This window comes from Tardiphaga sp. 20_F10_N6_6, assembly GCF_052076045.1.
Classification (GTDB): Bacteria; Pseudomonadota; Alphaproteobacteria; order Rhizobiales; family Xanthobacteraceae; genus Tardiphaga; species Tardiphaga robiniae.
In genome coordinates this window covers 4225975-4251400 of the sequence record NZ_CP197239.1, presented here as the reverse complement: position 1 = coordinate 4251400, position 25426 = coordinate 4225975, and the positions used below count along the sequence as shown (strand labels likewise).

At 61.2% G+C, this 25426-nt stretch carries 27 protein-coding genes and 1 tRNA gene; 16 read left to right on the top strand and 12 right to left on the bottom strand.

Annotated elements, in window-relative coordinates:
• Positions 1-12 precede the first annotated feature (12 nt).
• Together kdpA and AB7813_RS20480 are read right to left on the bottom strand one after the other, a co-directional pair.
• Complete coding sequence (gene kdpA / locus AB7813_RS20485; protein ID WP_441228312.1) at positions 13-1716, bottom strand: potassium-transporting ATPase subunit KdpA; 1704 nt, start codon at positions 1714-1716, stop codon at positions 13-15.
• Positions 1717-1744: 28 nt separating this feature from the next.
• A complete protein-coding gene (locus AB7813_RS20480) occupies positions 1745-1834 on the bottom strand; it encodes a K(+)-transporting ATPase subunit F (protein ID WP_081421711.1) in 90 nt (29 codons plus the stop codon).
• Between the two features lie 380 nt (positions 1835-2214).
• Between AB7813_RS20480 and AB7813_RS20475 the strand changes: the two genes are divergently transcribed.
• The 3 genes from AB7813_RS20475 (at position 2215) to AB7813_RS20465 (ending at position 4343) form a co-directional block, all read left to right on the top strand.
• Positions 2215-2673 carry a hypothetical protein gene (locus tag AB7813_RS20475; protein WP_439065457.1) on the top strand — a complete coding sequence of 153 codons (459 nt, stop codon included), beginning with the start codon at positions 2215-2217 and terminating at the stop codon, positions 2671-2673.
• Positions 2674-2787: 114 nt separating this feature from the next.
• Positions 2788-3711 carry a 2-dehydro-3-deoxygalactonokinase gene (locus AB7813_RS20470; protein WP_439065456.1) on the top strand — a complete coding sequence of 308 codons (924 nt, stop codon included), beginning with the start codon at positions 2788-2790 and terminating at the stop codon, positions 3709-3711.
• Positions 3708-4343, top strand: a complete 636-nt coding sequence (locus AB7813_RS20465; protein WP_439065455.1) for a 2-dehydro-3-deoxy-6-phosphogalactonate aldolase — start codon at positions 3708-3710, stop codon at positions 4341-4343. The genes AB7813_RS20470 and AB7813_RS20465 overlap by 4 nt, the downstream gene beginning before the upstream one ends.
• 149 nt (positions 4344-4492) lie before the next feature.
• Here the strand turns inward: AB7813_RS20465 and AB7813_RS20460 are convergent.
• A tRNA-Leu gene (locus AB7813_RS20460) sits at positions 4493-4579 on the bottom strand.
• Between the two features lie 163 nt (positions 4580-4742).
• Between AB7813_RS20460 and AB7813_RS20455 the strand changes: the two genes are divergently transcribed.
• Entirely contained in the window at positions 4743-5711 is a 969-nt protein-coding gene (locus AB7813_RS20455) for a complex I NDUFA9 subunit family protein (RefSeq protein ID WP_231078606.1), read from the top strand.
• A 69-nt stretch (positions 5712-5780) separates the two neighbouring features.
• Here the strand turns inward: AB7813_RS20455 and AB7813_RS20450 are convergent, their stop codons facing one another.
• On the bottom strand, positions 5781-6590 hold the full coding sequence (locus AB7813_RS20450; protein ID WP_231078607.1) for an undecaprenyl-diphosphate phosphatase: 810 nt from the start codon (positions 6588-6590) through the stop codon (positions 5781-5783).
• Positions 6591-6795: 205 nt separating this feature from the next.
• On the opposite strand from AB7813_RS20450, the gene AB7813_RS20445 reads away from it, so the two are divergent.
• A complete protein-coding gene (locus tag AB7813_RS20445) occupies positions 6796-7488 on the top strand; it encodes a glutathione S-transferase family protein (RefSeq protein WP_068730287.1) in 693 nt (230 codons plus the stop codon).
• On the top strand, positions 7437-8672 hold the full coding sequence (gene queG / locus AB7813_RS20440; RefSeq protein ID WP_439065939.1) for a tRNA epoxyqueuosine(34) reductase QueG: 1236 nt from the start codon (positions 7437-7439) through the stop codon (positions 8670-8672). The genes AB7813_RS20445 and queG overlap by 52 nt, the downstream gene beginning before the upstream one ends.
• On the opposite strand, the gene AB7813_RS20435 is transcribed toward queG, so the two are convergent.
• Both AB7813_RS20435 and AB7813_RS20430 read right to left on the bottom strand, forming a co-directional pair.
• Entirely contained in the window at positions 8632-9102 is a 471-nt protein-coding gene (locus AB7813_RS20435; protein ID WP_439065454.1) for a nuclear transport factor 2 family protein, read from the bottom strand. The two genes, queG and AB7813_RS20435, sit on opposite strands and share 41 nt — an antisense overlap.
• Before the next feature lie 65 nt (positions 9103-9167).
• Entirely contained in the window at positions 9168-9950 is a 783-nt protein-coding gene (locus tag AB7813_RS20430; RefSeq protein WP_439065453.1) for an alpha/beta hydrolase, read from the bottom strand.
• Between the two features lie 323 nt (positions 9951-10273).
• On the opposite strand from AB7813_RS20430, the gene infC reads away from it, so the two are divergent.
• Positions 10274-10813, top strand: coding sequence for a translation initiation factor IF-3 (gene infC, locus AB7813_RS20425; RefSeq protein ID WP_086936983.1), 540 nt, complete (start codon positions 10274-10276; stop codon positions 10811-10813).
• Positions 10814-10925: 112 nt separating this feature from the next.
• On the opposite strand, the gene AB7813_RS20420 is transcribed toward infC, so the two are convergent.
• Positions 10926-11072, bottom strand: a complete 147-nt coding sequence (locus tag AB7813_RS20420) for a hypothetical protein (RefSeq protein ID WP_176454502.1) — start codon at positions 11070-11072, stop codon at positions 10926-10928.
• A 293-nt stretch (positions 11073-11365) separates the two neighbouring features.
• Here AB7813_RS20420 and rpmI point away from each other — a divergent pair, with 293 nt between their 5' ends.
• From rpmI to AB7813_RS20390, 6 genes are all read left to right on the top strand, one after another.
• Positions 11366-11566 (top strand): 50S ribosomal protein L35, encoded by a 201-nt coding sequence (rpmI, locus tag AB7813_RS20415; RefSeq protein WP_068730283.1) that lies wholly within the window; start codon positions 11366-11368, stop codon positions 11564-11566.
• A 68-nt stretch (positions 11567-11634) separates the two neighbouring features.
• Positions 11635-11994 (top strand): 50S ribosomal protein L20, encoded by a 360-nt coding sequence (gene rplT / locus AB7813_RS20410; protein WP_068730282.1) that lies wholly within the window; start codon positions 11635-11637, stop codon positions 11992-11994.
• 206 nt (positions 11995-12200) lie between these two features.
• The gene (gene pheS, locus AB7813_RS20405) at positions 12201-13283 is read left to right on the top strand and encodes a phenylalanine--tRNA ligase subunit alpha (protein ID WP_439065452.1); all 1083 of its coding nucleotides are present in this window, start codon (positions 12201-12203) and stop codon (positions 13281-13283) included.
• Positions 13280-15685 carry a phenylalanine--tRNA ligase subunit beta gene (pheT, locus tag AB7813_RS20400; RefSeq protein ID WP_439065451.1) on the top strand — a complete coding sequence of 802 codons (2406 nt, stop codon included), beginning with the start codon at positions 13280-13282 and terminating at the stop codon, positions 15683-15685. Before pheS ends, pheT begins: the two co-directional genes overlap by 4 nt.
• Positions 15682-16449: a TSUP family transporter gene (locus AB7813_RS20395; protein WP_439065450.1), complete on the top strand. Its 768-nt coding sequence runs from the start codon at positions 15682-15684 to the stop codon at positions 16447-16449. Before pheT ends, AB7813_RS20395 begins: the two co-directional genes overlap by 4 nt.
• Positions 16450-16522: 73 nt before the next feature.
• Positions 16523-17470, top strand: coding sequence for an MBL fold metallo-hydrolase (locus AB7813_RS20390; protein ID WP_439065449.1), 948 nt, complete (start codon positions 16523-16525; stop codon positions 17468-17470).
• 25 nt (positions 17471-17495) lie between these two features.
• Here AB7813_RS20390 and AB7813_RS20385 read toward each other — a convergent pair whose 3' ends face one another.
• Positions 17496-18899 carry a flavin monoamine oxidase family protein gene (locus tag AB7813_RS20385; RefSeq protein ID WP_439065448.1) on the bottom strand — a complete coding sequence of 468 codons (1404 nt, stop codon included), beginning with the start codon at positions 18897-18899 and terminating at the stop codon, positions 17496-17498.
• 194 nt (positions 18900-19093) lie between these two features.
• Here AB7813_RS20385 and AB7813_RS20380 point away from each other — a divergent pair, with 194 nt between their 5' ends.
• Positions 19094-19981 (top strand): YiiX/YebB-like N1pC/P60 family cysteine hydrolase, encoded by an 888-nt coding sequence (locus AB7813_RS20380; RefSeq protein ID WP_120287707.1) that lies wholly within the window; start codon positions 19094-19096, stop codon positions 19979-19981.
• Positions 19982-19990: 9 nt separating this feature from the next.
• Here AB7813_RS20380 and AB7813_RS20375 read toward each other — a convergent pair whose 3' ends face one another.
• The 3 genes from AB7813_RS20375 to AB7813_RS20365 are packed head-to-tail and all read right to left on the bottom strand — an operon-like array spanning position 19991 to position 23170.
• A complete protein-coding gene (locus AB7813_RS20375; protein WP_068730277.1) occupies positions 19991-20842 on the bottom strand; it encodes a carbohydrate ABC transporter permease in 852 nt (283 codons plus the stop codon).
• Positions 20843-20855: 13 nt separating this feature from the next.
• Positions 20856-21734 carry a carbohydrate ABC transporter permease gene (locus tag AB7813_RS20370; RefSeq protein WP_231078616.1) on the bottom strand — a complete coding sequence of 293 codons (879 nt, stop codon included), beginning with the start codon at positions 21732-21734 and terminating at the stop codon, positions 20856-20858.
• A gap of 53 nt (positions 21735-21787) precedes the next feature.
• Entirely contained in the window at positions 21788-23170 is a 1383-nt protein-coding gene (locus AB7813_RS20365; RefSeq protein WP_439065447.1) for an ABC transporter substrate-binding protein, read from the bottom strand.
• A 140-nt stretch (positions 23171-23310) separates the two neighbouring features.
• Here AB7813_RS20365 and AB7813_RS20360 point away from each other — a divergent pair, with 140 nt between their 5' ends.
• Positions 23311-24063: a sulfate transporter family protein gene (locus AB7813_RS20360; protein WP_439065446.1), complete on the top strand. Its 753-nt coding sequence runs from the start codon at positions 23311-23313 to the stop codon at positions 24061-24063.
• On the opposite strand, the gene nth is transcribed toward AB7813_RS20360, so the two are convergent.
• Positions 24060-24818, bottom strand: a complete 759-nt coding sequence (gene nth / locus AB7813_RS20355) for an endonuclease III (protein ID WP_441228311.1) — start codon at positions 24816-24818, stop codon at positions 24060-24062. The two genes, AB7813_RS20360 and nth, sit on opposite strands and share 4 nt — an antisense overlap.
• Positions 24819-24840: 22 nt before the next feature.
• On the opposite strand from nth, the gene AB7813_RS20350 reads away from it, so the two are divergent.
• A complete protein-coding gene (locus tag AB7813_RS20350) occupies positions 24841-25359 on the top strand; it encodes a DUF2244 domain-containing protein (protein WP_439065444.1) in 519 nt (172 codons plus the stop codon).
• Positions 25360-25426: the final 67 nt, after the last annotated feature.

Genomic DNA, 25426 nt, shown 5'->3' with positions numbered 1-25426 from the left:
CTCCAAATCCGATCAGAACAGGGTGCTGGCGGTCATCGCGAGGTGCTCGACGATCGGCCCGAGCGCGAGTGCCGGGAAGAAGGTGAGACCGCCGATGATCAGGATCACGCCGATGACGAGGCCGACGAACAATCCGCCGGTGGTCGGCAAGGTACCGGCCGAAGCCGGAATCGACTTCTTCGCGGCCAATGATCCGGCCAGCGCCATGGCGGGCACGATCATGAAGAAGCGACCGACGAACATCGAACTCGCCAGTGTGAGGTTGTAAAAGAAGGTGTTGCCGGTGAGCCCGCCGAAGGCCGAGCCGTTATTGCCGGTGGCTGAGGTGAAGGCGTAGAGCACTTCGGTGAAGCCATGCGGCCCAGCATTGGCCATGGAGGCCACGGCCGAGGGCAGCACCACCGCCACCGCGGTCCAACCGAGATACATCAGCGGCAGGACGAGAATGGCAAGCATCGCCATCTTTACTTCGCGCGCCTCGATCTTCTTGCCGACATATTCCGGTGTGCGACCGACCATCAGACCAGCGACGAAGATCGCCAGTACGACGAACAGCAGCATGCCATAGAGACCGGCACCGACGCCGCCAACGATGATCTCGCCGAGCTGCATATTGATCAGCGGAATCATGCCGCCAATCGCTGTAAACGAGTCATGCATCGCATTGACCGCACCGCAGGACGCCGCCGTGGTGATGACCGCGAACAGGCTGGAGGCGACGATGCCGAAGCGCAGCTCCTTGCCTTCCATATTGCCGCCGGTGAGGCCGAGTGCATTCAGGCCTGTGGTGCCCGAGGCTTCGGCGCCATAGGTGACGGCAACGCCGGTAATGAACAGCACACCCATCACGGCCAGAATCGCCCAGCCTTGCCTGGGGTTGCCGACCATGCGGCCGAACACATTGGTCATCGCCGCACCCAGCGCGAAGATCGAGATCATCTGGATGAAGTTCGACAGCGCCGTCGGGTTCTCGAACGGATGCGCCGCATTGGCGTTGAAGAAGCCGCCGCCATTGGTGCCGAGCATCTTGATGGCAACCTGCGACGCAACGGGGCCAACCGCGATGGTCTGCTTCGCACCTTCAAGCGTCGTCGCATCGACATAGGCGCCGAGCGTCTGCGGCATGCCCTGCCAGACCAGGAACAGCGTGTAGACGATGCAGATCGGCAGCAGCACATAGAGCGTGCAACGGGTAATATCGACCCAGAAATTACCGATGGTGCGCATCGACGACCGTGCGAAGCCGCGGATCAGTGCCACGGCCAATGCGATGCCGGCCGCCGCCGACAGGAAGTTATGTACCGTCAGACCCAGCATCTGGGTCAGATACGACATGGTGCTTTCGCCGCCGTAGTTCTGCCAGTTGGTGTTGGTGATGAAGGAGATCGCGGTGTTGAAGGAGAGATCTTCGGCGACCGCGGACTGCCCGGCAGGATTGAACGGCAGCACGGCCTGCAGCCGCATGATCGCGTAGAGACCGAGGAAGCCAACCACATGAAACAGCAGCATGGCAACCGTATAGGTCAGCCATTGCTGCTCACGTTTCTCGTCGACGCCACCGATCCAGTACAGACCGGCTTCGACCGGCCGCAGAATCGGAGAGAGGAACGTACGCTCGCCGTTGAAGACTGATGTCATGTAGCCGCCGAGCGGCTTCACCAGCGCGAGAACCACCGCGCAGTACAGAGCAATTTGAATCCAGCCAATCATTGTCATGTCAGTTGACCTTTTGAGGTGCGCGCGCTCAGAACCGCTCGGGTCGCAGCAGCGCGTAAGTGAGGTAGATCAGCAATGCCGCGGACACGAAGCCGGCGAGCGTGTAATCGAAAATCATGATGCGCTCCTCACAGCCGCTCGCAGGCATAGGCGTAGCCCAGGGTGAGAATGAAAAAGCCGAGCCCGAGGGCCAGCATGACGACGTCCAGCATGGAATGCTCCTGATGCAATGACTGCGGCGACACGGAGCAAACGGCTCGCGCGCCCGATGCACGATCAGGTGCCATTCAGGACGTAGGTTTTCGAGATGAGGCCAGCAGCGAACTTATAGGAATCTCATAAAGACGCAGGGGAGCGCATGCGCGTGCGCCGTTAGTCCTCGGGTGCTTATGCAGCCTTTATATCTTCGTGCCCGAAGCTGCCTCGTATTCAAATGACGGACTACGGATATTGCATGATGCGGTCTTCCGAAGATCGCGCTGTTCATGGAGACCCGTCATGTCGTTCATCTCGATTCAGCGAACGCCCCTTTCCGATGCGCCCTCCGAAACGGCTCCGCTTGACGCTACGAGTTTCACCGCGATCTGCCTCGCCGCCTGCAAGCGCCTGCCGGCAATGCGCCGCACAGCGGAGGCCCAGCGCCTCGATCGCCTGGTCGCTGCCGGCGCCTGGACCGATGCCGCGCTTGCCCTGATCGCGATCGAACTGCCGCGGTGGCAACTGCGTCGGCTCGCTTATGACGAAGGTGAATGGCATTGCGCTCTCTCGAACCAGCGTGACCTTCCTGACTGGTTGGACAGCACCGTCGAGACGCATCACCCAGACATGGCGATGGCGATCCTGGATGCATTTCGCGCTGTTGCTAGCCGCGGAGGCACGCCGCATCTGACGCAAGCGCCCGTGCGCGCGATCCAACCCACCGATTCCGAGCCGATGCTGTGTGAGAATTACTCTTGAGCGAAGAGGGGCGGTGCTAAATGCTGTAGCCCGACCGCCGCGAACAGCCTTCCAAGAGTGAAGCTTTCGGCTATGCTCGGCACAAATTCGTGCCATGACAAGCCAGAGCAAAACGTGACAGCAGACAAACCGGCTTTCGTCGCGGTCGATTGGGGCACCAGCAGCTTTCGAGGCTGGTTGATGACCGCCGATGGCAGCGTGCTTGCGGAGACGCGCGGGCCTGAAGGCATGCTGCATTGCGCGGCCGCAGGCTTCGCTCCGGTGCTCGCTGATCATCTTGCCAAACTTGGCGGAATGCAGAACCTGCCCGTGTTGATCTGCGGTATGGCCGGCGCACGACAGGGCTGGATCGAGGCGCCCTATCTGCACACACCGACACGCCTCGACGCCTTGCACGACGGTGCGCAGCGTGTCGACACGCAAGGCGACGTGCGTATCCTGCCCGGTATTGCCCAGGCCGACGCCGCGGTGCCCGATGTCATGCGGGGTGAGGAGACGCAACTGCTCGGCGTGACCGAGCCCGGCTTCACCGGTCTGGTCTGCATTCCCGGCACCCACAGCAAATGGGTATGGATCGAGTCCGGCAGCGTGGTGTCATTCACGACCTATATGACCGGCGAGCTCTTTTCGGTCATCACTCAACACAGCATCCTGAAACACGCGGTGGATCACGACGCACCGTCGCCCGCCGCGAATGACGCGTTCCGCGATGGCCTGCAATGCGCGCTCGATGCGCCGACGGGCCTCACCGCCTCGCTCTTCAGCCTGCGCGCGGCGCAACTGCTCGGCTTCCAGCAACAGACCGACGGCGCGGCGCGCCTGTCGGGCCTCCTGATCGGCACGGAAATCGCCGATGCCGGATCGCGCTATGGCACGCGGCATCCGGTACGCCTGATCGGCGCCGGCGCGCTCAAGGATCTCTATGCGTCGGCGCTTGCAGCTGCCGGCTTCGAGGTCGCCATCGTTGATGCCGAACGCGCGTCGCAACACGGCCTGACCAAGGCCGCAATCCATCTGTGGGGAGCTCAGTTCACATGAACCAGCCAATCCGTTGGCCCTCCGTGAAGCGTCCGCTCGTCGCCATCCTGCGCGGCGTGCAGCCCGACGAGGTGGAGAGCATCGTCGAGACGTTGATCGATACCGGCTTCGAGCTGATCGAAGTGCCGCTGAACTCGCCCGATCCGTTCGAATCCATCGCACGGATCTGCAAACGATTTGGCAACGACACCCTGATCGGCGCCGGCACCGTCCTCACCGCGAATGACTGCGCCCGCGTCGCCGATGTCGGCGGGCGTCTGATGGTGAGCCCGAATGTCGATGTCGATGTGCTGGCGATGGCGGTGAGCCGCGGCATGGTCACGATGCCCGGCGTGTTCTCGCCGACCGAAGCTTTCCTCGCGCTCCGCGCCGGCGCATCCGCCCTGAAATTCTTTCCGGCATCGATCCTCGGCCCGTCCGGCATCGCCGCCATTCGCGCGGTTCTGCCCAGGGATGTCGTGATCGGGGCTGTTGGTGGTGTTTCCGATCGGAATTTCGCGGACTATGTCGCCGCCGGCATACAGGCCTTCGGTCTTGGCAGCAGCCTGTATCGGCCCGGAATGAGCGCTATCGAAGTGAAGGCGACCGCACAGGCTTCTGTCGCGGCCTATGATCAGGCGATGGCCCGTTAGAAACAGGGTGCAATGTCTGCTCGCGGTTGGCGCGCGCTTCGCGGCGGCGGCAAGGCAGAAACACCTCCGCGCCCGCACGCATTGACCGCGCAGCCTCAAACTGTCAAATTCATTGAATTGCTCTGAATATCAGAGACTTAGGAGCACCGTGGTGCCCAGGAAAGGACTCGAACCTTCACGGCCGTTAAGCCACTGGCACCTGAAGCCAGCGCGTCTACCAATTCCGCCACCTGGGCACGTGCGAGGCACGTGGCGCGGTTAGTAGGGGGCCGTTACGCGCTTGTCAAATTGCTTCGTTCAATTCCAAATCCGCTGTACAGGCCTCGCGCGTTGGCGTATCGCGAATTGGTCTAAATTCCCCCGTTTTGCCCTTGCATGACTGACTCAAGGAACTGATCCATGGCTGCCCCCATCGACACCCTCGTTACGGTTTTCGGCGGATCCGGCTTCGTGGGACGCCATGTGGTCCGCGCGCTGGCCAAGCGCGAATACCGGATCAGGGTCGCCGTGCGTCGGCCGGAACTGGCCGGCCATCTGCAACCGCTTGGCCGTGTCGGACAGATCAATATCGTTCAGGCCAATTTGCGCCACCCCGCCTCGATCAAGGCCGCGATGCGCGACGCCAGCATCGTCGTCAATCTGGTGGGTATCCTGACCGAAAGCGGCGCGCAGACCTTTGATGCCGTGCAGGCGCGGGGCGCCGGCGCGGTGGCGCAGGCCGCCGCCGAGATCGGCGCGCGGATGGTGCAATTTTCAGCCATCGGCGCCGATGCCGATTCCGAATCGGCCTATGCCCGTGCCAAGGCAGCCGGCGAGCAGGCCGTGCTGGCGGCTGTGCCTTCCGCGACCATCCTGCGCCCATCGATCGTGTTCGGCCCCGAGGATCAGTTCACCAATCGATTTGCCAATCTCGCCCGGATGGCCCCAGTGATGCCGGTGTTCGGCGCCACGACCAAGATGCAGCCGGTCTATGTGGGCGATGTCGCCCAGGCTGCGGCCGATGCCGTCGACGGCAAGACCAAGCCGGGCGCCACCTATGAACTCGGCGGTCCGGAAGTGCTGACGATGAGTGAAATCATCGACATCATCCTCGCGACCATCGAGCGCAAGCGCATGACGCTGCCGGTGCCGACGGCCATCGCCAAGCTACAGTCCTATTTCCTGCAATTCGCCCCGGGCGACTTCAAACTGACGCCGGATCAGGTCGCCATGCTTGGTGTCGACAATGTGGTGTCGGAAGCCGCCAAGATCGCTGGTCTGACGCTGGATGGCCTGGGTATTGCCGCTGATTCGCTAGAAGCGATTGCGCCACAATATCTCTGGCGCTTCCGAGCCACCGGTCAGTTCGCACATAACGGCATAAACTGACGATATCGTCCCCGCCTGGCACGCCGAGGGCGTGCGCGGCGGGGATGACAGCAGGATGTTTGGCAAAATTCAGTAGCCCAGCGCCAGCGCGATCAGGCCGAGCGTACCGACGATCACGCGCCACCATGCGAACAACGCGAAGCCGTGGCGGGTCACGTAGCCGAGAAAGCTTTTCACCACGATGATCGCGGTGATGAACGACACCACGAAACCGATAACGATGATCACGCCGTGATCTACCGAGAGATCGGCCCGGCTCTTGTAGAGATCGTAGACGAAGGCACCGACCATGGTCGGGATCGCCAGGAAGAACGAGAACTCCGCCGCTGCGCGCTTTTCAGCACCGAGCAGCATAGCGCCGACGATGGTCGCGCCGGAGCGCGACACGCCGGGAATCATCGCCACGCACTGCGCCAGACCGATCTTGAGATACATCGGCAACGGGAACGTCGTGGCATCGTGATGCACAGGCTCAAGATCGAGCTGATCGACCCAGAGCAGGATCGCGCCGCCAACGATCAGCGAGAAACACACGACCCACGGATTGAACAAATAGCTTTTGACATAGCCGCCGGCAGCGGCGCCGATGATGGCAGCAGGCAGGAACGCGATCAGTACGCCGATCACGAAACGGCGCGCCGCAGCGTCGCCTTTGAACAGGTTCAGCGCGATATGCCACAACTTGCCGAAGTAAAGTGCAAGGATCGCCAGAATGGCGCCGAGCTGGATCAGCACGGCGAAGCTCTTCCAGAAATTGTCCTCGCCCAGATCGAAGAAGCGTTCCGCGAGCAGCAGATGCCCCGTTGAGGAAACTGGCAGGAACTCGGTGACACCCTCGACAATGCCGAGAATCACCGCCCTTATCGCATCAGACATCATCTGCTTATCTGTCCTTCGTCAGTGTGGGCCTGAAAAAGCCGGGTTCTTCTCGCCTATTCCCTTCATTGCTGCAATCGCAAATACCATCACATTCGCGGGTTGCCTCAGAGCCAAGCTTCGCTAGTTTGGCGCGCGCTGCGTGACACTTTTACCACCGACGCAACCGAGACGCTTTCTTAACGACCGCATAACTATCAAGGCCCGCATGTACACGCTTTACCATCACTCGTTCTGTCCGCATTCCCGCTTCATTCGTCTCGTACTCGGCGAATACGGACTCGACCTCACACTGGTGGACGAGCGGCCGTGGGATCGGCGCGAGGCATTTCTGGCGCTCAATCCTGCGGGAACTACGCCTGTGCTGCTCACCGATGGTTTCCCGCCCATTCCTGGCGCCGGGATCATCGCCGAATATATCGACGAGACCCATGGACCGGAGATGGGCGATCGCCGCCTGCTACCTGTCGCGATGGCGGAACGCATCGAAGTGCGCCGGCTGATGGCGTGGTTCAACGAGAAATTCTTCGAGGAAGCGTCCGGCCCACTGGTCACCGAACGCATCTACAAGCGCTTCATGAGCGAAGAGGTCGGCGGCGGCGCCCCGGCGATGGATGTGATTCGCGCAGCCACCGCAAATGTGCGCTATCATCTGGCCTATATCGGCTGGCTGGCGCGGACACGCAATTTTCTGGCCGGTGACCGACTGACTTATGCGGATCTGGTCGCGGCAGCTCATCTGTCGGCGATCGACTATCTGGGCGATGTTCCATGGAGCGAGGACGACGCGGCGAAGGCGTGGTACGCGCGGGTGAAATCCCGTCCGTCGTTCCGACCGCTGCTGAGCGAGTGGCTGGCGGGCGTGCCAGCATCGCGGACCTATGTGGATCTCGATTTCTGAGCCCACCCGCTGACGATGTGATCGCCACGCTTCCCGCCGATCTCAAGGATAGGCTGACGCGCGAGGCGAAGGCGCTGGGCTTCGATTCAATCGGGATCACCGATCCGGACGCCATCGCCAGCGTACGCGAACGGCTACAGGAATTTCTCAACGCCGGCGCCCATGGTGACATGGAGTGGCTTGCCGACAATCCCGACCGCCGCGCCGACCCCAAGGTGATGTGGCAGGACGTTCGCTCCGTCATCATGCTCGGCGTCAATTACGGACCCGACGAGAATCCGCTCGAGATCCTCAAGCAACGCTCGCACGCCGCGATCTCGGTCTATGCCCGCGGCGACGATTATCATGACCTCATCAAGAAGCGCCTGAAGCTGCTGGCGCGATGGCTGATCGCGCAAGCCGGCGGCGATGTGAAAGTGTTTGTCGATACGGCTGCCGTGATGGAAAAGCCGCTCGCCGGCGCCGCAGGATTGGGCTGGCAGGGCAAGCATACCAATCTCGTGTCGCGCGAATTCGGCTCATGGCTGTTTCTCGGCGCGATCTTCACCACGCTCGAACTGCCGCGCGATGCGCGCACCATCGATCACTGCGGCTCGTGCCAGGCCTGCCTCGACAGCTGCCCGACATCGGCCTTTCCGGCGCCTTACAAACTCGATGCGCGGCGCTGCATTTCCTATCTCACGATCGAGAACAAGGGCCCGATCCCGCGCGAATTCCGCAAGCCCATGGGCAATCGCATCTATGGCTGCGACGATTGCCTCGCCGCCTGCCCATGGAACAAATTCGCTCAGGAGGGCCGCGAGATCAAACTCGCCGCACGCGATGAGTTGCGTGCCCCGTCGCTGGCCGAACTCGCGAAGCTCGACGATGCGGCTTTCCGCGCGTTCTTTACGAAGTCACCCGTGAAGCGCATTGGCCGTAACCGCTTCATTCGCAATGTGCTGATCGCCATCGGCAATTCGAACGACCTATCACTGGTAAGCGATGCGCAGCGGCTGCTGGGCGATGAAAGTCCTGTGGTGCGCGGGGCAGCGATATGGGCGCTGTCGCAACTAATGCCCGCAGACGAATTTGCTGCGCTCGCCACGCAACTCGGCGACGCTGAAAAGGATGGGAGCGTGAACGACGAATGGCAGCTTGCGCTCAGTTCGTCAGGTGTCGCGCCATCTCCGGTCGCGCTTTGAGCGCTTCACCCTGCTTGGCGACGATCTTGGCGATGCGCTCCGGCGCGAAATGCAAATCGACGAAGGCCGGCGCCGTATTGGCCACTTCATGATAGCTCACGATCTTGCCGTCACGCAGCGTCATGATCGCAACGCCTTCGAACATCGCGCGGCCGCCATTGGCCTCCGGGAGTTTCGAGCGATAACTGAATGTATAGCGCGCATAGAGCGTGGTGCCGTCGCTGACGGGCGTGTGCATGTCCCAACGAAAATCTTCCGCGGTCCGATAGAACCAGTCGTCGACCATGTCGGCGATTTTCACGCGGCCTTCGAATGCGCCATAGAAGACGTCGTGATAGACGCCGTCCTCGGTGAACAGCGTAGCGAAGCTCTGGCCGTCACGCTGTTCAACGGCATCGCAAAATGCGCGCAAGAGTGCCGTAGCGTCCATCCGAATCCTCCCGCTGATTGATCGCTCTTTTCAGGCGAGCCTATTCAACGGTGCGGGTGATGCAATCAAAACTCCGCCACAGCCGACAATAGTCGTGCAATATCCTGCGGGCGTGACAGCCGATGGTCGCCGTCCTGGATCATGGTCAGCACCACATCCTCGCTCGGCAGCCGTTCGGCCAGGCGGAAAGCGTGCTGCCAAGGCACGTCGGGGTCCTGCCTGCCTTGCAAAATCCGCACGGGGCAACCGACATCAATCGCGCTGCCGAGCAGCAGGTGATTGCGCCCCTCTTCGATCAACCGCCGCGTGATCGGATAGGGCTCGCCATATTCCGACGGGCGCAGCCATTGACCGGTGGTCTCGATCTCCGCGCGGATTTCCGGCGAGAAGCCTTTCCACATCAGCTCTTCGGTGAAATCCGGCGCCGGCGCGATCAGCACCAGACCCTTCAGCGTCGCGCGCCCCACTTTGCCGCGTCGGGCCAGCGCGCGCGCCAGCAGGAGTGCCATCCAGCCGCCCATCGACGAGCCGATCACCACCTGCGGACCCTGGCAGGCCGCATCAAACGCCGCGAGGCTATCCTCCAGCCATTGGCCGATGGTGCCATCGACGAAATCGCCGCCGGATTCGCCGTGGCCGGAATAATCGAAACGTACACAGGCCCGGCCATGGTCGGCGGCCCAGGCATCGAGCGCCACCGCCTTGCCGCCCTGCATGTCGGATTTGAAGCCACTCATCCAGAACAGGCCCGGAGCAGCGCCGTCGCGGACCCGCATCGCGATCTGGCGGCGGCTACTGCCTGTACCTGCCGTGATGAAAGCGGGGTCGGTCGATACCGTTGTGCTCATCAAACCATCCTTGTTCGACCCTGAAATGCCGATTGCTGTTTGATTGAGCAGGTCGGGATCGTCAACGTCGATCCCTCAGCGTCCATATCATCCCAGGGAACGTCCACCTCGATGCCGCGTTGCGCTCCTATCAACCACGGCTTGCAGAACGGGCCGGGGAACTCTATTTGAGCAAGGTAAGCGGTGTACGACGCCTATGGCCTTTCGCGTGACGAAATTGCCTCGTATTTGAGTGATTGACGCTGCGTTGCGTGAGTTTGCTTGCTCCAAACGCCTTATTCCTTCACACTGCGGCCTTCCTAAACAACATTGGAGAGTTACCCATTCGCCGTCCCAACAGAGCCCCGCCCGCCGCAACCAAAGACGGGCCGCGCACCAACGATGAAATTCGCAATCTGCAGATCCAGCTGATTGATCAGACCGGCCTCAACCACGGCACCGTGGAAACCATTGCTGCGATCAAGATGGCGATGGAAGCCGGTATGGATCTGGTCGAGATTTCGCCGAATGTGAGCCCCCCCGTCTGCAAGATCATGGACTACGGGAAGTTCAAGTATTCGGCGCAGAAGAAGGCCGCCGAGGCCCGTAAGAAGCAGAAGATCGTCGAAATCAAGGAGATCAAGCTCCGCCCGATGATCGATGATCATGACTACGACGTGAAAATGCGCGCGATGCAGCGCTTCTTCGAAGAAGGCGACAAGGTCAAAATCACCTTGCGCTATCGTGGCCGCGAAATGGCGCACCAGGAAATCGGTACCAAGCTGCTCGACAAGGTCAAAGCAGACGTCGCCGAATACGCCAAGGTGGAGCAGGACGCGCGCTTCGAAGGTCGTCAGGTGGTGATGGTGCTCGCACCGCGCTGATCACAGCGCCGACTGACCTTAACGAGGTTGGTAATCAGGAATTTCGGCCCGTCAGATTTCTGGCGGGCCTTTTTCTTTGGGCGTATTCTGAGATCGTTCGGAGCTGGGCGGCTCAGCCCGAAATGAGGGCGAGTGCACCGGCCAGCGCGAGAGCCGCGGCGAGGCCAGCGGCTGCGAACATCCAGCGGGTGGCGGTCTGAGCAGCAGCATCTTGCTGGATGGCAACCGCCCTTGCGGCGGCACGTGCATTCCGGGCCATTGTCGTCGTCCCTCTGTTTCTCTGGTCCGGATCACATAGGCATCCGGGGCGCGTCGGACCAGTCTGAAGCCATGCGCTAAACAGAGTGTTGAGCCGCGTTAATCGTTGCCATCGGAGCATTCCTCTGCCATAAGCGCAACCTTCGTCGCCCGGCTGATTAAGGGCTGCCGTGTCGACGACTGTGCTGACTTCCCGCAAACGGCGGTTAGTTGAGCATTTTCAACGCTCTAACGAGCATTTTAGCCGACGCAACGCCTTTCGGGGCGCTTTCTGCGTGGCCATAGGAGAGCCAAATGCCCAAGCTGAAGACCAAGTCGGGCGCTAAAAAGCGCTTTAAAGTCACCGGAACGGGTAAGGTTATGGCCGCCCATGCCGGTAAGCGCCACGGTATGATCAAGCGGACGAAGAAGCAGATTCGTCAGCTCCGCGGCACCCGCGTGCTGTTCAAGACCGACGGCGACAACATCAAGCAGTACTTTCTGCCAAACGCCTGATCGCCCTTACGCCGCTTCATTGCGGCGGATATCACCCCTTTTGTTATTTCAGATGAAGGAGATCAGTCATGGCTCGCGTAAAACGCGGTGTGACGGCTCACGCCAAGCATAAGAAAGTCTACAAGGCCGCCAAGGGTTTCCGCGGTCGCCGCAAGAACACCATTCGCGCCGCAAAGGCCGCCGTCGACAAGGCCGGCCAATATGCGTTCCGCGATCGCAAGCGCAAGAAGCGTACGTTCCGCGCGCTCTGGATCCAGCGTCTCAACGCTGCCGTCCGTCCGCTCGGCATGACCTACAGCGTGTTTATCAACGGTCTCGCCAAGTCCGGCGTGACGGTCGACCGCAAGGTGCTCTCGGATCTCGCGATCAACGAGCCGGCGGCGTTCAACGCGATTGCTGAGAAGGCCAAAGCTGCACTCGCAGCCTAAGCCAGCAAAGGCCGCACTGGCGGCCTGAGCTCTCCACTCCGCGTATTCATCGACATTGTCATGGCCGGGCAGAAGCGTTCACGCGCTCCTGTCCCGGCCATTGACGTCTTAATCCCTGTGATACCCGTGCTGTAGAAGCTGGTGCCCGGCCTTCCGTCGGACGCGCAGACAGCAAGAGGCGCCCGCCTCTCTCATCGAGGTTGCTGATGTCCGATCTGACGACGCTCCAACAGACTATTCTGGCCGATATTGCCAATGCCTCCGACGAAGCCGCCCTGGAAGCCGTGCGCGTCGGCGCGCTCGGCAAGAAGGGTTCGATCTCCGCGCTGTTGTCGACTCTCGGCAAGATGACGCCAGAAGAACGCAAGACCGAAGGCGCGGCCATCAACCTGGCCAAGGACACCGTCACGCAAGCGCTGACCGCGCGCCGCGATGTGTTGAAATCCGCAGCCCTCGATGCACGTCTCGCTTCCGAGACCATCGACGTGACGCTGCCGCTGCGCGATGGCCCCACTGAACTCGGCCGCATTCATCCGCTCAGCCAGACCTGGGACGAATTGACGACGATCTTCGCCGACATGGGCTTCGCCGTCGCCGAAGGTCCGGATATCGAGACGGACGACTACAATTTCACCAAGCTGAATTTCCCCGAGGGCCATCCCGCCCGCGAGATGCACGACACCTTCTACTTCAATCCGAAGGAAGACGGCTCGCGCCTGCTGCTGCGCACGCATACATCACCGGTTCAGGTGCGCACCATGCTGAGCCAGCAGCCGCCGATCCGCGTGATCTGTCCGGGCCGCACCTATCGCAGCGACTCTGACCAGACTCACACGCCGATGTTCCATCAGGTCGAAGGTCTCGTCATCGACAAGGGTTCGCATCTCGGCCACCTCAAATGGATCCTGCACGAATTCTGCAAGGCTTTCTTCGAAGTCGATAACGTCAATATGCGCTTCCGTCCGTCGTTCTTCCCGTTCACGGAGCCGTCGCTGGAAGTCGATATCCAGTGCCGCCGCGACAAGAACGAGATCCGCTTCGGCGAAGGCGAAGACTGGCTCGAGATTCTCGGCTGCGGCATGGTGCATCCGAATGTGCTACGCGCCTGCGGCATCGATCCCGATGTGTATCAGGGCTTCGCCTGGGGCATGGGCATCGATCGTATCGCGATGCTGAAATACGGCATGGCCGACCTGCGTCAGCTGTTCGAAGGCGACGTGCGTTGGCTCAATCACTACGGCTTCAAGCCGCTTGAAGTACCGACGCTGGCCGGAGGACTGAGCACGTGAAATTCTCCCTCTCCTGGCTGAAGGATCATCTCGAGACCGACGAGTCGCTCGAGACGCTGACCGACAAGCTCACCATGATCGGGCTCGAGGTCGAACATATCGACGATAAGGCGAAGCTGCTGAAGCCGTTCACGATCGCCGAGATCGTCACAGCCGTGCAGCATCCCAATGCCGACCGCCTGCGCGTCTGTACCGTCAATGCCGGCGATGACAAGCTGCTGCAGATCGTCTGCGGCGCGCCGAACGCGCGCGCAGGGCTGAAGACGGTTCTCGCCAGGCCCGGCACGTTCATCCCGGGCAAGGATTTCACAATCGGTCTCGGCAATATCCGCGGCGTCGAAAGCCAGGGCATGTTGTGCTCGGCGGGTGAACTCGGACTCCCTGACGCGATCGACGGCATCATCGAACTGCCCGCCGATGCGCCCGTCGGCGCGATCTATCCCGATTGGGCCAAGCTCGGTGATCCCGTCATCGAGATCAATCTGACGCCCAATCGTCAGGACTGCACCGGCGTGTCCGGCATCGCCAGGGATCTCGCCGCCGCCGACATGGGCGTGTTCAAGAATCCCGGCATCAAGCCGATCAAGGGCGAATTCCCCTGCCCGGTGAAAGTCACCGTCGAAGATGCAAAGCTGTGCCCGGGCTTCGCTCTGCGTCTCGTGCGCGGTGTCAAGAACGGCCCGTCGCCGGAATGGCTGCAGAAGAAGCTGACCTCCATCGGCCTGCGCCCAATCAATGCACTGGTCGACATCACCAACTTCCTGACCTTCGACCGCGCCCGTCCGCTGCATGTGTTCGATGCGTCCAAGGTAAAGGGTGACATCGTTGTCCGCCGCGCACGTGACGGCGAGACGCTGCTCGCGCTCGACGGCAAGACCTACACACTCGACAGCAAGGCCTGCGTTATCGCCGATGACAACGGCGTGGAATCGCTCGCCGGCATCATGGGCGGCGAAGCCTCCGGCTGTTCGGAAGACACCACCGATGTACTGATCGAATCCGCGCTGTGGAACGAGATCAATATCGCGCAGACCGGCCGCAGGCTCGGGATCAATTCCGACGCGCGTTATCGGTTCGAGCGCGGTGTCGATCCGGTCTTCATGGTGCCCGGTCTCGAACTGGCAACCAAGCTGGTGATGGAACTGTGCGGCGGCGCACCGTCGGAGAGCATCGTCGTTGGCAAGCCCTACGGCGACGACCGTATCATCGACTTCCCGATTGCCGAAGTGAAGCGCCTCGCCGCCATCGACGTGCCATTCCCGGAGATGCGACGCATCCTGACGCATCTCGGCTTCATGGTGGCCGGCAGCGGCCCCGTGGTGAAGGTCGCAGTGCCGTCATGGCGTAGCGACGTGACCGGCAAGGCTGACATCGTCGAAGAAGTCATGCGCATCTTCGGCGTCGACAAGGTGCCGATGACGCCGTTCCCGCGCGGCGATGCCCCGCGCAAGCCGGTACTGACGCAGATCCAGCAGCGCACCCGCCGCGCCAAGCGTGGACTGGCCGCGCGCGGCCTCGTCGAGGCCGTGACATGGTCGTTCATCTCGAAGCCGCATGCCGAGGTGTTCGGCGGCGGCGCGCCGGAACTGGCGCTGGCCAACCCGATCGCCTCCGACCTCTCCGACATGCGGCCGAGCCTGTTGCCCGGACTGATCGCAGCCGCTCAGGCCAATGCGCATCGCGGTTCGTCCGACCTAGCGCTGTTCGAAGTCGGCCAGATCTTCCGCGGCGATCGCCCGCAGGATCAGTTCATGGCTGCATCCGGCGTGCGGCGTGGTCTCGCCTCGTCGGCTGGCAACGGCCGTCACTGGTCAGGCGCCAGCGCTGCGAACGCGCTCGACGCCAAGGCCGATGCCTTTGCAGTTCTCGCAGCTGCCGGCGCGCCGATGCAGGCGCTGCAGATCGTGGCCGGTGGCGCGAACTGGCTGCATCCCGGCCGTTCGGGTACGATCCAGATCGGACCGCAGAACGTCCTCGGCCATTTCGGCGAGCTGCACCCGCGCACGCTTGAGGCACTCGGTGCCGACGGCCCGTTGATGGCTTTCGAAGTGATCCTCGATCGCATTCCCGACGCCAAGCAGAAGGCGACCCGCGCCAAACCGACTTTGGAGCTCTCGGCGTTCCAGCCTGTGTCACGCGACTTCGCTTTCATCGTCGATCGCAAGGTCAGGTCCGGTGACATCCTCCGCGCGGCAGCCGGCGTGGACAAGAAGCTGGTCACCGATGTGACGGTGTTCGACGTCTATGAAGGCAAGGGCATCGACGACGACAAGAAGTCCGTGGCCATCGCTGTCACGATCCAGCCGCGCGAGAAGACCCTGACCGATCAGGAAATCGATGCGGTGGCAGCGAAGATCGTGGCGGAAGTAACGAAGAAGACGGGCGGCACGTTACGCGCATGATGGAATCACTCGGCCTGGTCCAGTATTCGACCACGTCGCTCGTTTTTATCACCGTCACCGCCTTCATCGCCGGACTGGCCCGCGGGTTTTCAGGCTTCGGTTCGGCGCTGATCTTCATGCCGCTCGCCTCAAGCGTGGCGGGCGCGCAGGTCGCGTCGCCCTTGCTGCTGCTGATCGACTTCTCGACCACGTTGACGCTGATCCCGAACGCCGCAAGACGAGCCGACAGGCGCGACGTCAGCATCATTTCGCTGGGCGCACTTATTGGCGTGCCGCTTGGCACGATGGCCTTGGCCTGGGCCGATCCGCTGACTGTTCGCTGGGGCATCGTCGCACTGATCGTTACGATGCTGACGCTACTGATCTCCGGCTGGCGCTATCCTGGTAAGCCGACCGTACCGGTGACGGTCGGCGTCGGCGGCGTCGCCGGCTTTTTCGGTGGCTTGGCGCAACTCGGCGGCCCGCCCATAGTGATGTATTGGCTGCGAGACGCGGCAGTCGCTGCCGTCACCCGCGCAAATATCATCCTGTATTTCGCGGTCGCAGACGTCTTGATCATCATCAGCTATACGATTGGCGGATTGTGGAACACGGCCATCCTTGGGCTCGCGGTAGTCACCGGTCCCCTGTTCGGCCTCGGCTTGTGGATCGGCTCGAAACTGTTCGGCAAGGCCAGCGATGAGCTCTTCCGCAAAATCTGCTACGCGCTGATCGCCGTCTCGGCGCTGATCAGCCTGCCGCTGTTCGACGGGATATTTCACTGACGCTTGCGTGACTTGCGGCGCCAGCCGCCGCGGCGCTAGGGTCTCTCCAATTCAAGAACAACGGGAGAAGACCATGATCGATCGCCGCGACATGCTGAAGTTTGCCGCTGCCGGCGCCATGGTCCTCGCGGCGCGCCCCGCGCTGGCGCAGACGCCGGCAAAACTGCGCACTAGGATCATATTTCTCGGCACCAAGGGCGGCCCACGCGTCGGCGTCGGTGCATCCAATCCCGCCAACCTCGTTGTGGTCAACGAAACGCCATTCGTGATCGATTGCGGCATGGGCGTCAGCCGGCAACTGGTCAATGCCGGCGTGCCGCTTCCCTCGGTGAAGTATATCTTCATCAGCCACCACCATTCCGATCACAATCTGGAATACGGCAACTTGTTCTACAATGCTTGGGCCGCAGGCCTCTCGACGCCGATCCACTCGTTTGGTCCCAAGGGCATCGAGGCAATGACCCGGACTTACTGGGAGTTGAACAAATTCGACGTTGATACCCGCATCGAAGATGAAGGCCGCCCCGATCCGCGGCCGTTGCTCGTTGCCAAGGATATCACCGAGGATGGCGTGGTGCTGCAGACCGCCGACGTCAAGGTGACAGCGTTTCGCACTCCGCATCCGCCGATCGTCGACAGCTTCGCCTACAAATTCGAGACGCCCGACGGCGTCATCGTGTTCTCCAGCGACACCGCTTACAACCCGAGGCTAGCAGAGTTCGCCAAGGGAGCGGACGTGCTGGTGCATGAGGCACTTTACATGCCCGCTGTTGACCGGCTGGTGATCAAGACGAAGAACGGCGCAACGCTGAAAAAGCATTTGATGGAAAGCCACACCACCACCGAGGATGTCGGCCGCATCGCCGCCGCGGCTGGCGTGAAGGTGCTGGTGCTCAGCCACTTCGTGCCGGGCGACGATCCCGAAGTCACCGACGAGGACTGGATCTCGGGCGTGCGAAAGAATTTTTCCGGCAAGATCATCGTGGCCAAAGATCTGATGCAGCTGGCGCTACCGGTGTAGCGCCAATAGCAGCCTCACGTCGCGGCTACTCCAACCCCGCTCCGCTCGACCGCTGCCGCCGCTGCTTCGTCCGCACCGGCTTGTCTGGTCCCGGCTCTTTCATTGCGCCGATCTTCTTGAGCGCCGCCTCTGCTGCGCGCTCGCCGCTTTCCCATGCGCCATCGACCGTGCCCCACAATGTTTCGTGCGTGGCTTCGCCGGCAAGGAACAGATTGCCCATAGGCTCAGCCAACACGCGGCGCGAGGCCTGACCACCCGGTGCGGCCCCCGACATGGCTCCGAGCACGAATGGCATCGTATCCCAGCGCGTCGTTGCAGAACGCTTGATCGCCGGTTTGATATCGGAGCCGAACAGCTTCGTCAGCCATTCAACGGCGAAAGCCACCATCGCGGCCTCGCCCTGAGTTGCAAGGTCGCGGCCGAATGCGCCCGCGACATCGACGGTACACAGCGATGACCCGCCAATATTCGCAAACAGCGCACCCGTACGTGTGCTCGTGCTTTGCTCGACCATCAGCTCATCGCGACCAAGCCCGAGCGGATTGCCACTAAACTGTAACGCGATACGGTCATAGCTGCCGAGGCTGAGTTTTGCCGCCGCGTCGAGCTGCCGTTTTGGCAGTTCCGGCGTGAACTTGATCGCCCCCGACGACAACACATTGCTTGATGCGGTGATGATCACCGCCCGCGCCGCAATGCGCCCTGACGCCGTCTCAACGCCGATGTCGCGTCCGCTCCAGGTCACGCGCGTCGCAGGGGTCGACAGCGCCACCGGAACGGCCTCGCCGAGCTTGCCCATCAACGCCCCGAGCCCCTGGCGCGTGGCAACATCGATGGCGCGATCCTGCGCGCGCGAGAGATCCAGCGTCGAGAGATCCTTGAGGTCCTTGCCGGTCGCATAGGCCCCGAGCACGAAATCGATCGTGCCCGCCCAGTCCCCGAGGTCCTTCGGCAGCGCCGCGGCGCAGGAGATGTCGGCACGGCGCGCTGCTTCGTCGATGGCGCGATTGGCCCGCACGACCGCAGCGAGCAATTCCTCGGTCTCGCCGGCGCGGGCATTGCGACGGCCGATACGCAGCTTCTGGCTCGGCGGCGATGGCGCGACATCAATTCCCACCGGCCAGGCAAGCTTCACCACTGCGTTGGTTTCCGGCGTGTGCAGCCAGCGCGCGCCGCGATCGAACGGGGCGTCGAAACTTGTCGCGTCTGTCATGCACCGTCCGCCAATCCGGCTGGAGGCCTCGACCACGATCACCTTGCGATTGGCCGCCTGGATACGACGCGCCGCAGCGATGCCCGCAGCGCCCGCGCCAATCACGACAATGTCAGCATCCCGCGGCAGCGACGCGGCCAATGTCCTTGCGCCGAACAGCGGCACAAGTGTCAATGCTGCGGACGCCGACAGGAAATCTCGGCGTGAAATCGTCATGACATGGTTTCCGAAATTTTATGATGCATGAGAACGTCTCGCGAACCTTGCCGTATTCGAGGGTGTGCGGCAACCGTCGTGGTGAATGAATCGTCACCAGCGCCGCGCGGGCATGAACCAAATTGCAATGGCTCTCGACCATGATGGAGCCAGGGAAAGCGGTCGACATGAACCGCGCTGGGGGAGTCACGATCATGGGCCTCATGCTCGATACGGTCGGGAAACTGATCGCGAAATATCTGCAGAAGGAGCTGCCCGGCTACGAGCCATTCACGCCGAGCGACCCCGAACGCCTGCGCGGTATCATCGAGGAAGGTGACGTGCTGCTGGTCGAAGGCAACAACCGCGTCTCCGGCATCATCAAATATCTCACGCAATCGACCTGGTCGCATGCCGCGCTCTATGTCGGCCCAATCGATGGTGCTGCAGAGCCGAACGGCGAGCCGCATGTGCTGATCGAGGCCAATATCGGCGAAGGTGTCACCTCGGCACCGCTGTCGAAATATTATCCGTTCCACACCCGCCTGTGCCGCCCGGTCGGTCTGTCCTACGAGGACCGCACCACTGTGTGTCGCTACGCCATCAACCGGATTGGCTTTGGTTACGACACCAAGAACATTCTCGACCTGATGCGCTTCCTGATCCCGCTGCCAATACCCCAGCGCTGGCGGCGGCGCATGATCGCTTTCGGCTCCGGCGATCCCACCAAGATCATCTGCTCGGCATTGATCGCGCAGGCTTTCGATGCCGTGCGCTATCCGATTCTGCCGAAAATCACCCGCGCCGGTAGCCGCCAGGCCCGTCGCGAGATTCTGCACATCCGCGATTCATCGCTGTATATGCCCAGGGATTTCGATATCTCGCCCTATTTCGAAGTAGTGAAGCCGACCATTGAACTCGGATTCGACTACACGGCATTGCATTGGGCCGACAAACAAAAGCCGCTCCGGGAGGTGGCGGGCACTTTCGATCCATTTCCGGACGTCTTCGGCACGCCGACGCTCATTCCTGAGACGACTGACACGGAAGCGGAAGTGGCTGACGAAGACGTGAGCAGGCCTCGGATCAGGCTTATCGCCTGATCCGCCACTTCAAGACTTGACCGCGCCCGCTGTGAGTCCGCCGACCATGTAGCGCCGAAAGGCGTAATACACTGCGGCTGGTGGTAGCGCGTAAATAAAGCCCGTGGTCATCAGCAATTCCCAGGGCGAGTCATCAGCGGCCAGAAAGTTGCCGAGCGCGACGGGTAGCGTGATCTCGGTATCCTTGGACAGCAGGAGGAAGGCGTAGAGATATTCGTTCCAGGCGAGCAGCAGCGCATAGGTCCCGATCGCGACCAGCGATGGCAACATCAGCGGCACATAGACCATGCGAAACAGTTGCAGCGGCGTTGCGCCGTCCATGATGGCGGCTTCGTCGAGCTCGAGCGGCAGCTTGTCTGACGCCTGCTTGAGCACCCAGATCGCATAGGGCGAAGCAATGGTCACCATCGCCAGGATCAGCGACCAGTGATTGTTGAGCAGACCGTAATTGCCCATGGTGCGATACATCGGTACCGCGAGGAATGCCGCGGGAATGAAATAGGTGAACAGCGCCATGTTCATCACCGTTCGACCGCCGCGGACGCGCAGACGACTGATCGCAAAGGCCGCCGATGTCGCAATCACCAGCGTCAGCGCACCGACCGCCACCGCAATGACGACCGAGTTCAGGAACTGCGCCCAAAAATCGCGCAGGAAATAGTGCTGCTGATTGAACACGATTCTGAAATTGTTCAGCGTCGGATGATCGGGCCACAGCTTGCCCGCGAACGCATCCTGCTTCGGCGAGATCGCGAACAGGAACATGTGATAGATCGGAATCAGCGTCCAGATCAGCACGGGAATGCCAATCAACAACAGCCGCGCTTCGGTGCCGACCTCTCGTAGCGTTGGCACTCTCATCGGGTGAACCTCTTCATCGAGAGAGCCGTTTCATCATGAAATAGACCAGCGGCAGCACAAGCGGCATCGCGCAAACGATCGATGCCATCGACATGTCGAGCTGATCGAGGCGGAGATAGCGAATCCCCAATGTAGACAGAACATGAGTGAGATCGGCTGGCCCGCCTCCGGTCAACAGATAGACGCTGTTGAAGTCGCCGAGCGTCCAGATCATCGAAAGCAGCGTGCAGGTGAGATACAGCGTCTGCATCGATGGCCAAGTGATGAAGCGGAATTTCTGCCACCAGCTGGCGCCGTCGACATCGGCGGCCTCGAACATGTCCGTCGAGATCGCCAGACGCCCTGTCATCAGGATCAGCGTCCAGAACGGCAGCGACTTCCAGATGTGCACCAGAATCGCCAGCGTCAGGCCCATGGCAGGGTCATTCAGCCAGTTGGGCCCATCCTCGCCGGTGAACTTGAAGATCAGGTTATTGATCACGCCCCATTCGGGATTGAACATGAAGCGGACCGACAGGATGGTCGGGATCGACGGCACGGCCCAAGGCAGGATGAACAGCACCGACAGCCAACGTATCCAGGTGCGCGACTGCACGAAGAATCCGGACAGGAACAGCGCCACCAGCATTTTGAGATTGATGCCGATAATCAGGAAGATCAGCGTGTTGACGACGGCGCGCGCGAATACCGGATCGTTATAGAGCGCGACGTAACTCGCCGGGTGCCGCGCCAACCACAAGCCATAACCGATCGGATAGACCACGAAGGCGGCGAACACGAGCAGATAGGGCGCGATCATCACGACGCCCCAGACCTGCGGCGTCGTGAGGCGGGCCGACCATGGCCGGCGTGGCAGCGTATCGGCGGGAGCGGGATAGGTGATCGTGGCCATGCTGTACACCATTGCAAAAGCCGGCCGCGAGGGGCGGCCGGCTTTGTCTCGGACTAACCCGCGATTTCCTTGATGCGGGCGATCAACTCATCGACGGCCTTCTCGACCGGCACCTTCTCGCTGACCACGCGGTTCATCGCCTTGGCCCAGACGTTCTCGTTATTGAGGATCGTGAACTTGTAATTCTTCACGAAATCGAACGACGAGGTGCCACCCGTGAACTGGGTATAGACTGCCTTGCGATGCTTGTCGGCCTGCCAGAACGGGCTTGCCTGTCCGGCCTTGGTCACCGGGAACCAGCGACCCAGCGCACCTTCGACATAGGGGCCAAGGTTTTCTTCTTCCATCAGGAACTTGACGAATTCCTTGGCGCCCGCCTTGTTCTTCGACTGCGAGAAGATCATCCCCGTCTTCACATCGGAGCGATACTTGATCGGCGTGCCGTCCGGCTTCAGCGGGAACGATGCAGTGACTATGGTTTCCTCATAGGCCTTCTTGCCGGCCGCGCGCTGCTCCGGCGTCAGCGTCTGGTTCTGCGAATCCTCGAACCACTTCGCCGCGATCGAAATCGTGAAGTTGTGGGTCATGATGATGCTCTTGTTGTGGAAGGCGACATTGTTGTCGGGGTCCTTCCACGTCGTAGAGGATGGCGGCGTACAGCCCTTGATATAGGTGTCGGTATAGTCCCTGAGTGCGCCGATCAGGCCTTCCTTGACCTTGGCGTCGTCCACCAGAAGCTTGCCATCGTCGTCCACCAGCTTGACGTTATAGGCATCCATGAAGGTGTAGAATGACTGCAGCGAGTCCGTGGACTCCACGCCCATCGGCTGGCCGACACCATAGGCACGGCTGCCTGACGCCTTGCGATAGGCCGGCTGGACCTTGTCGCACCAGAACGACCAATAACCCTTCCAGTCCTTGGGAATATCGCTGACCTTGAAGCCGGCCTGCTCGAGCAGATCGCTCCAGATCTCCACATGCATCGACTGCTGCTTCAGCGGAAAGCCGTAATACGCCTTCTTCTTGGTCTGGCCGTTCATCAGATAGGCCGTCTCGACCGTGTTCGGCGCGAATTTATCCATCATCGGCTTTAGGATGTCGGTGATATCTTCCAGCTTGCCTTCGAAGGCCCATTTGCCGGATGCCTGCACATCGTAGGTGTCGGCATAGGCGACATCTGGCGGCGTGCCGGAATCCAGCGCGGCCACGGTCTTCGGGATCATGTCCTGAATGGCATATTGCGAGAGTTCGACTTTGATCTTGGTTTTATCTTCGAACTTCTTGATCGCCGCCAGCAGCGATTCATCTTCGGATTTATAAAACCCCTTGCTGAACCAGACGGTGATGCTTTGCTGCGCGAAGGCGGGCGCTGCGGTCAGAAATAAGCCGGAAGCGGCAGTGGCGAAAGCAAGCGCACGGGTACCCTTGGTGATCAAGACGTCGTCCTCCCTGATGATTGTTTTTCTTGAGACTACCTCTTTCTATTTATCCGTCCAGTGAAGAAGTCGATGCTGCGCTGCACTTGTCTGACAACTTCGCAAGGGTTACGTCTTCGTGATTGCAAGGAGAAAATCGGATGCTTGTCGCTGCCGCCAAGGCGCTATCGCAAATTCTTTCACCACCGATGCGCAGCATCCTGTGGAAGTCGATCGGACTTGCCCTGGTTTTAATCACCGTATTGGCGGTCGCCATGCAGCGGCTGTTGAACTGGGCTGCCACCTCGGGCGGCGTCTGGGCCGAAAGTACGATCGGGTCGGACTACCACATGATGATCAATGTGCTGTCCTGGATCTTGTCGATTGCCGCAGGTCTCGGCGTCGTCGCCGGCGCAATCTTTCTGATGCCGGCGATTACGTCACTGGTCGCCAGCGTGTTCGTCGATGATGTCGCCGATATTGTCGAGCGCGAGCACTATCCCGCCGAGCGGGTCGGCGTCGCATTGCCGTTCGGGCTCGCCATCACCGAGGGCGGCAAGACCGCGCTGCTGACCATCGCGGTCTATCTGGTCGCGCTGCCCTTCGTGTTCTTCGCCGGCATTGGTTTCGTTGTCTTCTTCATCGCCACAGCCTGGCTGCTCGGTCGCGAATATTTCGAACTGGCCGCCATGCGGTTCCGCTCGCCGGCGGACGCCAAGGCGATGCGCAAGCAGCATGCGGCGACGGTGTTCACCGCCGGGCTATTCATCGCAGCCTTCGTCTCGATCCCGATCGTCAACCTGGCCACACCGCTGTTCGGCATGACCTTTATGGTCCATATGCACAAGCGATTGAGCGGGCCGCGACCGGAGCTGATCGAGCCGGGTTGCGTAACGAAGATGCCGGTCGCCTAGACCACCGTCTTCTCCGGCCACTGGCACAGATCGTTGATCAGACACACCTCGCAGCGCGGCTTGCGCGCGAGACACGTATAGCGGCCGTGCAGGATCAGCCAATGATGGGCATGCAGCATGAACTCGTGCGGGATCACGCGCTCTAATTCGAGTTCGACGTCCAGTACGTTGTTGCCCGGCGCCATATTGGTGCGATTGCCGACGCGGAAGACATGGGTGTCCACAGCCATCGTGTGCTCGCCAAACGCCATGTTGAGCACAACATTGGCTGTCTTGCGCCCCGCCCCCGGTAACGACTCGATTTCGGTGCGGGTGCGCGGCACGACGCCGCCGAATTCGCGGATCAGTTTTTCCGACAGCGCGATAACATTCTTCGCCTTGGTGCGATAGAGGCCGATGGTCTTGATATACTCCCGCACCGCCTCTTCGCCGAGATCAATCATTTTCTGCGGCGTATCGGCGATGGGAAACAGCGCGCGCGTCGCCTTGTTGACGCCGGCGTCAGTCGCCTGCGCGGACAACACCACTGCGACCAGCAATGTGTAGGGATTGAGATGTTCGAGCTCTCCCTTGGGCTCGGGATTGGCCTTGCGGAAGCGCGAGAAGGCTTCATGGACCTGGGCTTTGGTCCAAGGTTTCAACTTGGGCTTCGGCTTGGCGATCTTCTTCGCAGGCGCCTTCACCGCTTTCGCTACAACCTTCTTTGCAGGACTGGATTTCGTGCTGGCGGGGAGCTTGCGGGTGATTTTCGGCATCAAAGGGATATACTGAGGGACCATGACATCAGGCAACGACTTTGACGTCCCGCCGGAACCGATGCTGTTCAGCGCGCTGCTGCGTCCGCATCACGCGCTGGGTCGCAAGGGCTTCCTCGTGCTCATGGGTTTCATCAGCATGGTCTCGTTCGGCGCGGGGATGGCCTTCCTGCTGATGGGCGCCTGGCCGGTGCTCGGCTTTTTCGGCCTCGACCTGCTGGCGATCTATATCGCCTTCAAGGTCTACGACAGACGCGCCAGGGCCACCGAAGAGATCACGGTCACGCCGTCGGAAATCCGTGTGCGCCGGGTCAGCCCATCAGGCGACGTCGTGGAATGGGCATTCAATCCACTCTGGGTGCAGATCGATCAGGTGTGCCACGCCGAATTCGGCATCGAGCAGCTTTTTCTGGTGTCGCGCGGCCGTCGGGTGTCGATCGCACGGTTCCTCGGCGCGGAGGAAAAGGCAAGCTTCATCAAAGCCTTGATGGAAGCGCTCCAGGCCGCCAAACGCGGCCAGACCTATAATCCGGTGAGCTGATGACCAATCGGGAATCGGGTGGTTTGCGCGCCGGGGCAGGCCTACATCGATATCATGATGAATCTTG

Bases quoted from the DNA above. Each gene is read 5' to 3' on its own strand.
- kdpA (WP_441228312.1), bottom strand. From the start codon at position 1,716: ATGACAATGATTGGCTGGATTCAAATTGCTCTGTACTGCGCGGTGGTT.
- AB7813_RS20480 (WP_081421711.1), bottom strand. From the start codon at position 1,834: ATGATTTTCGATTACACGCTCGCCGGCTTCGTGTCCGCGGCATTGCTG.
- AB7813_RS20475 (WP_439065457.1), top strand. From the start codon at position 2,215: ATGTCGTTCATCTCGATTCAGCGAACGCCCCTTTCCGATGCGCCCTCC.
- AB7813_RS20465 (WP_439065455.1), top strand. From the start codon at position 3,708: ATGAACCAGCCAATCCGTTGGCCCTCCGTGAAGCGTCCGCTCGTCGCC.
- AB7813_RS20455 (WP_231078606.1), top strand. From the start codon at position 4,743: ATGGCTGCCCCCATCGACACCCTCGTTACGGTTTTCGGCGGATCCGGC.
- AB7813_RS20450 (WP_231078607.1), bottom strand. From the start codon at position 6,590: ATGATGTCTGATGCGATAAGGGCGGTGATTCTCGGCATTGTCGAGGGT.
- AB7813_RS20445 (WP_068730287.1), top strand. From the start codon at position 6,796: ATGTACACGCTTTACCATCACTCGTTCTGTCCGCATTCCCGCTTCATT.
- AB7813_RS20435 (WP_439065454.1), bottom strand. From the start codon at position 9,102: ATGGACGCTACGGCACTCTTGCGCGCATTTTGCGATGCCGTTGAACAG.
- AB7813_RS20430 (WP_439065453.1), bottom strand. From the start codon at position 9,950: ATGAGCACAACGGTATCGACCGACCCCGCTTTCATCACGGCAGGTACA.
- AB7813_RS20420 (WP_176454502.1), bottom strand. From the start codon at position 11,072: ATGGCCCGGAATGCACGTGCCGCCGCAAGGGCGGTTGCCATCCAGCAA.
- rpmI (WP_068730283.1), top strand. From the start codon at position 11,366: ATGCCCAAGCTGAAGACCAAGTCGGGCGCTAAAAAGCGCTTTAAAGTC.
- rplT (WP_068730282.1), top strand. From the start codon at position 11,635: ATGGCTCGCGTAAAACGCGGTGTGACGGCTCACGCCAAGCATAAGAAA.
- pheS (WP_439065452.1), top strand. From the start codon at position 12,201: ATGTCCGATCTGACGACGCTCCAACAGACTATTCTGGCCGATATTGCC.
- AB7813_RS20395 (WP_439065450.1), top strand. From the start codon at position 15,682: ATGATGGAATCACTCGGCCTGGTCCAGTATTCGACCACGTCGCTCGTT.
- AB7813_RS20390 (WP_439065449.1), top strand. From the start codon at position 16,523: ATGATCGATCGCCGCGACATGCTGAAGTTTGCCGCTGCCGGCGCCATG.
- AB7813_RS20385 (WP_439065448.1), bottom strand. From the start codon at position 18,899: ATGACGATTTCACGCCGAGATTTCCTGTCGGCGTCCGCAGCATTGACA.
- AB7813_RS20380 (WP_120287707.1), top strand. From the start codon at position 19,094: ATGGGCCTCATGCTCGATACGGTCGGGAAACTGATCGCGAAATATCTG.
- AB7813_RS20375 (WP_068730277.1), bottom strand. From the start codon at position 20,842: ATGAGAGTGCCAACGCTACGAGAGGTCGGCACCGAAGCGCGGCTGTTG.
- AB7813_RS20370 (WP_231078616.1), bottom strand. From the start codon at position 21,734: ATGGCCACGATCACCTATCCCGCTCCCGCCGATACGCTGCCACGCCGG.
- AB7813_RS20360 (WP_439065446.1), top strand. From the start codon at position 23,311: ATGCTTGTCGCTGCCGCCAAGGCGCTATCGCAAATTCTTTCACCACCG.
- nth (WP_441228311.1), bottom strand. From the start codon at position 24,818: ATGCCGAAAATCACCCGCAAGCTCCCCGCCAGCACGAAATCCAGTCCT.
- AB7813_RS20350 (WP_439065444.1), top strand. From the start codon at position 24,841: ATGACATCAGGCAACGACTTTGACGTCCCGCCGGAACCGATGCTGTTC.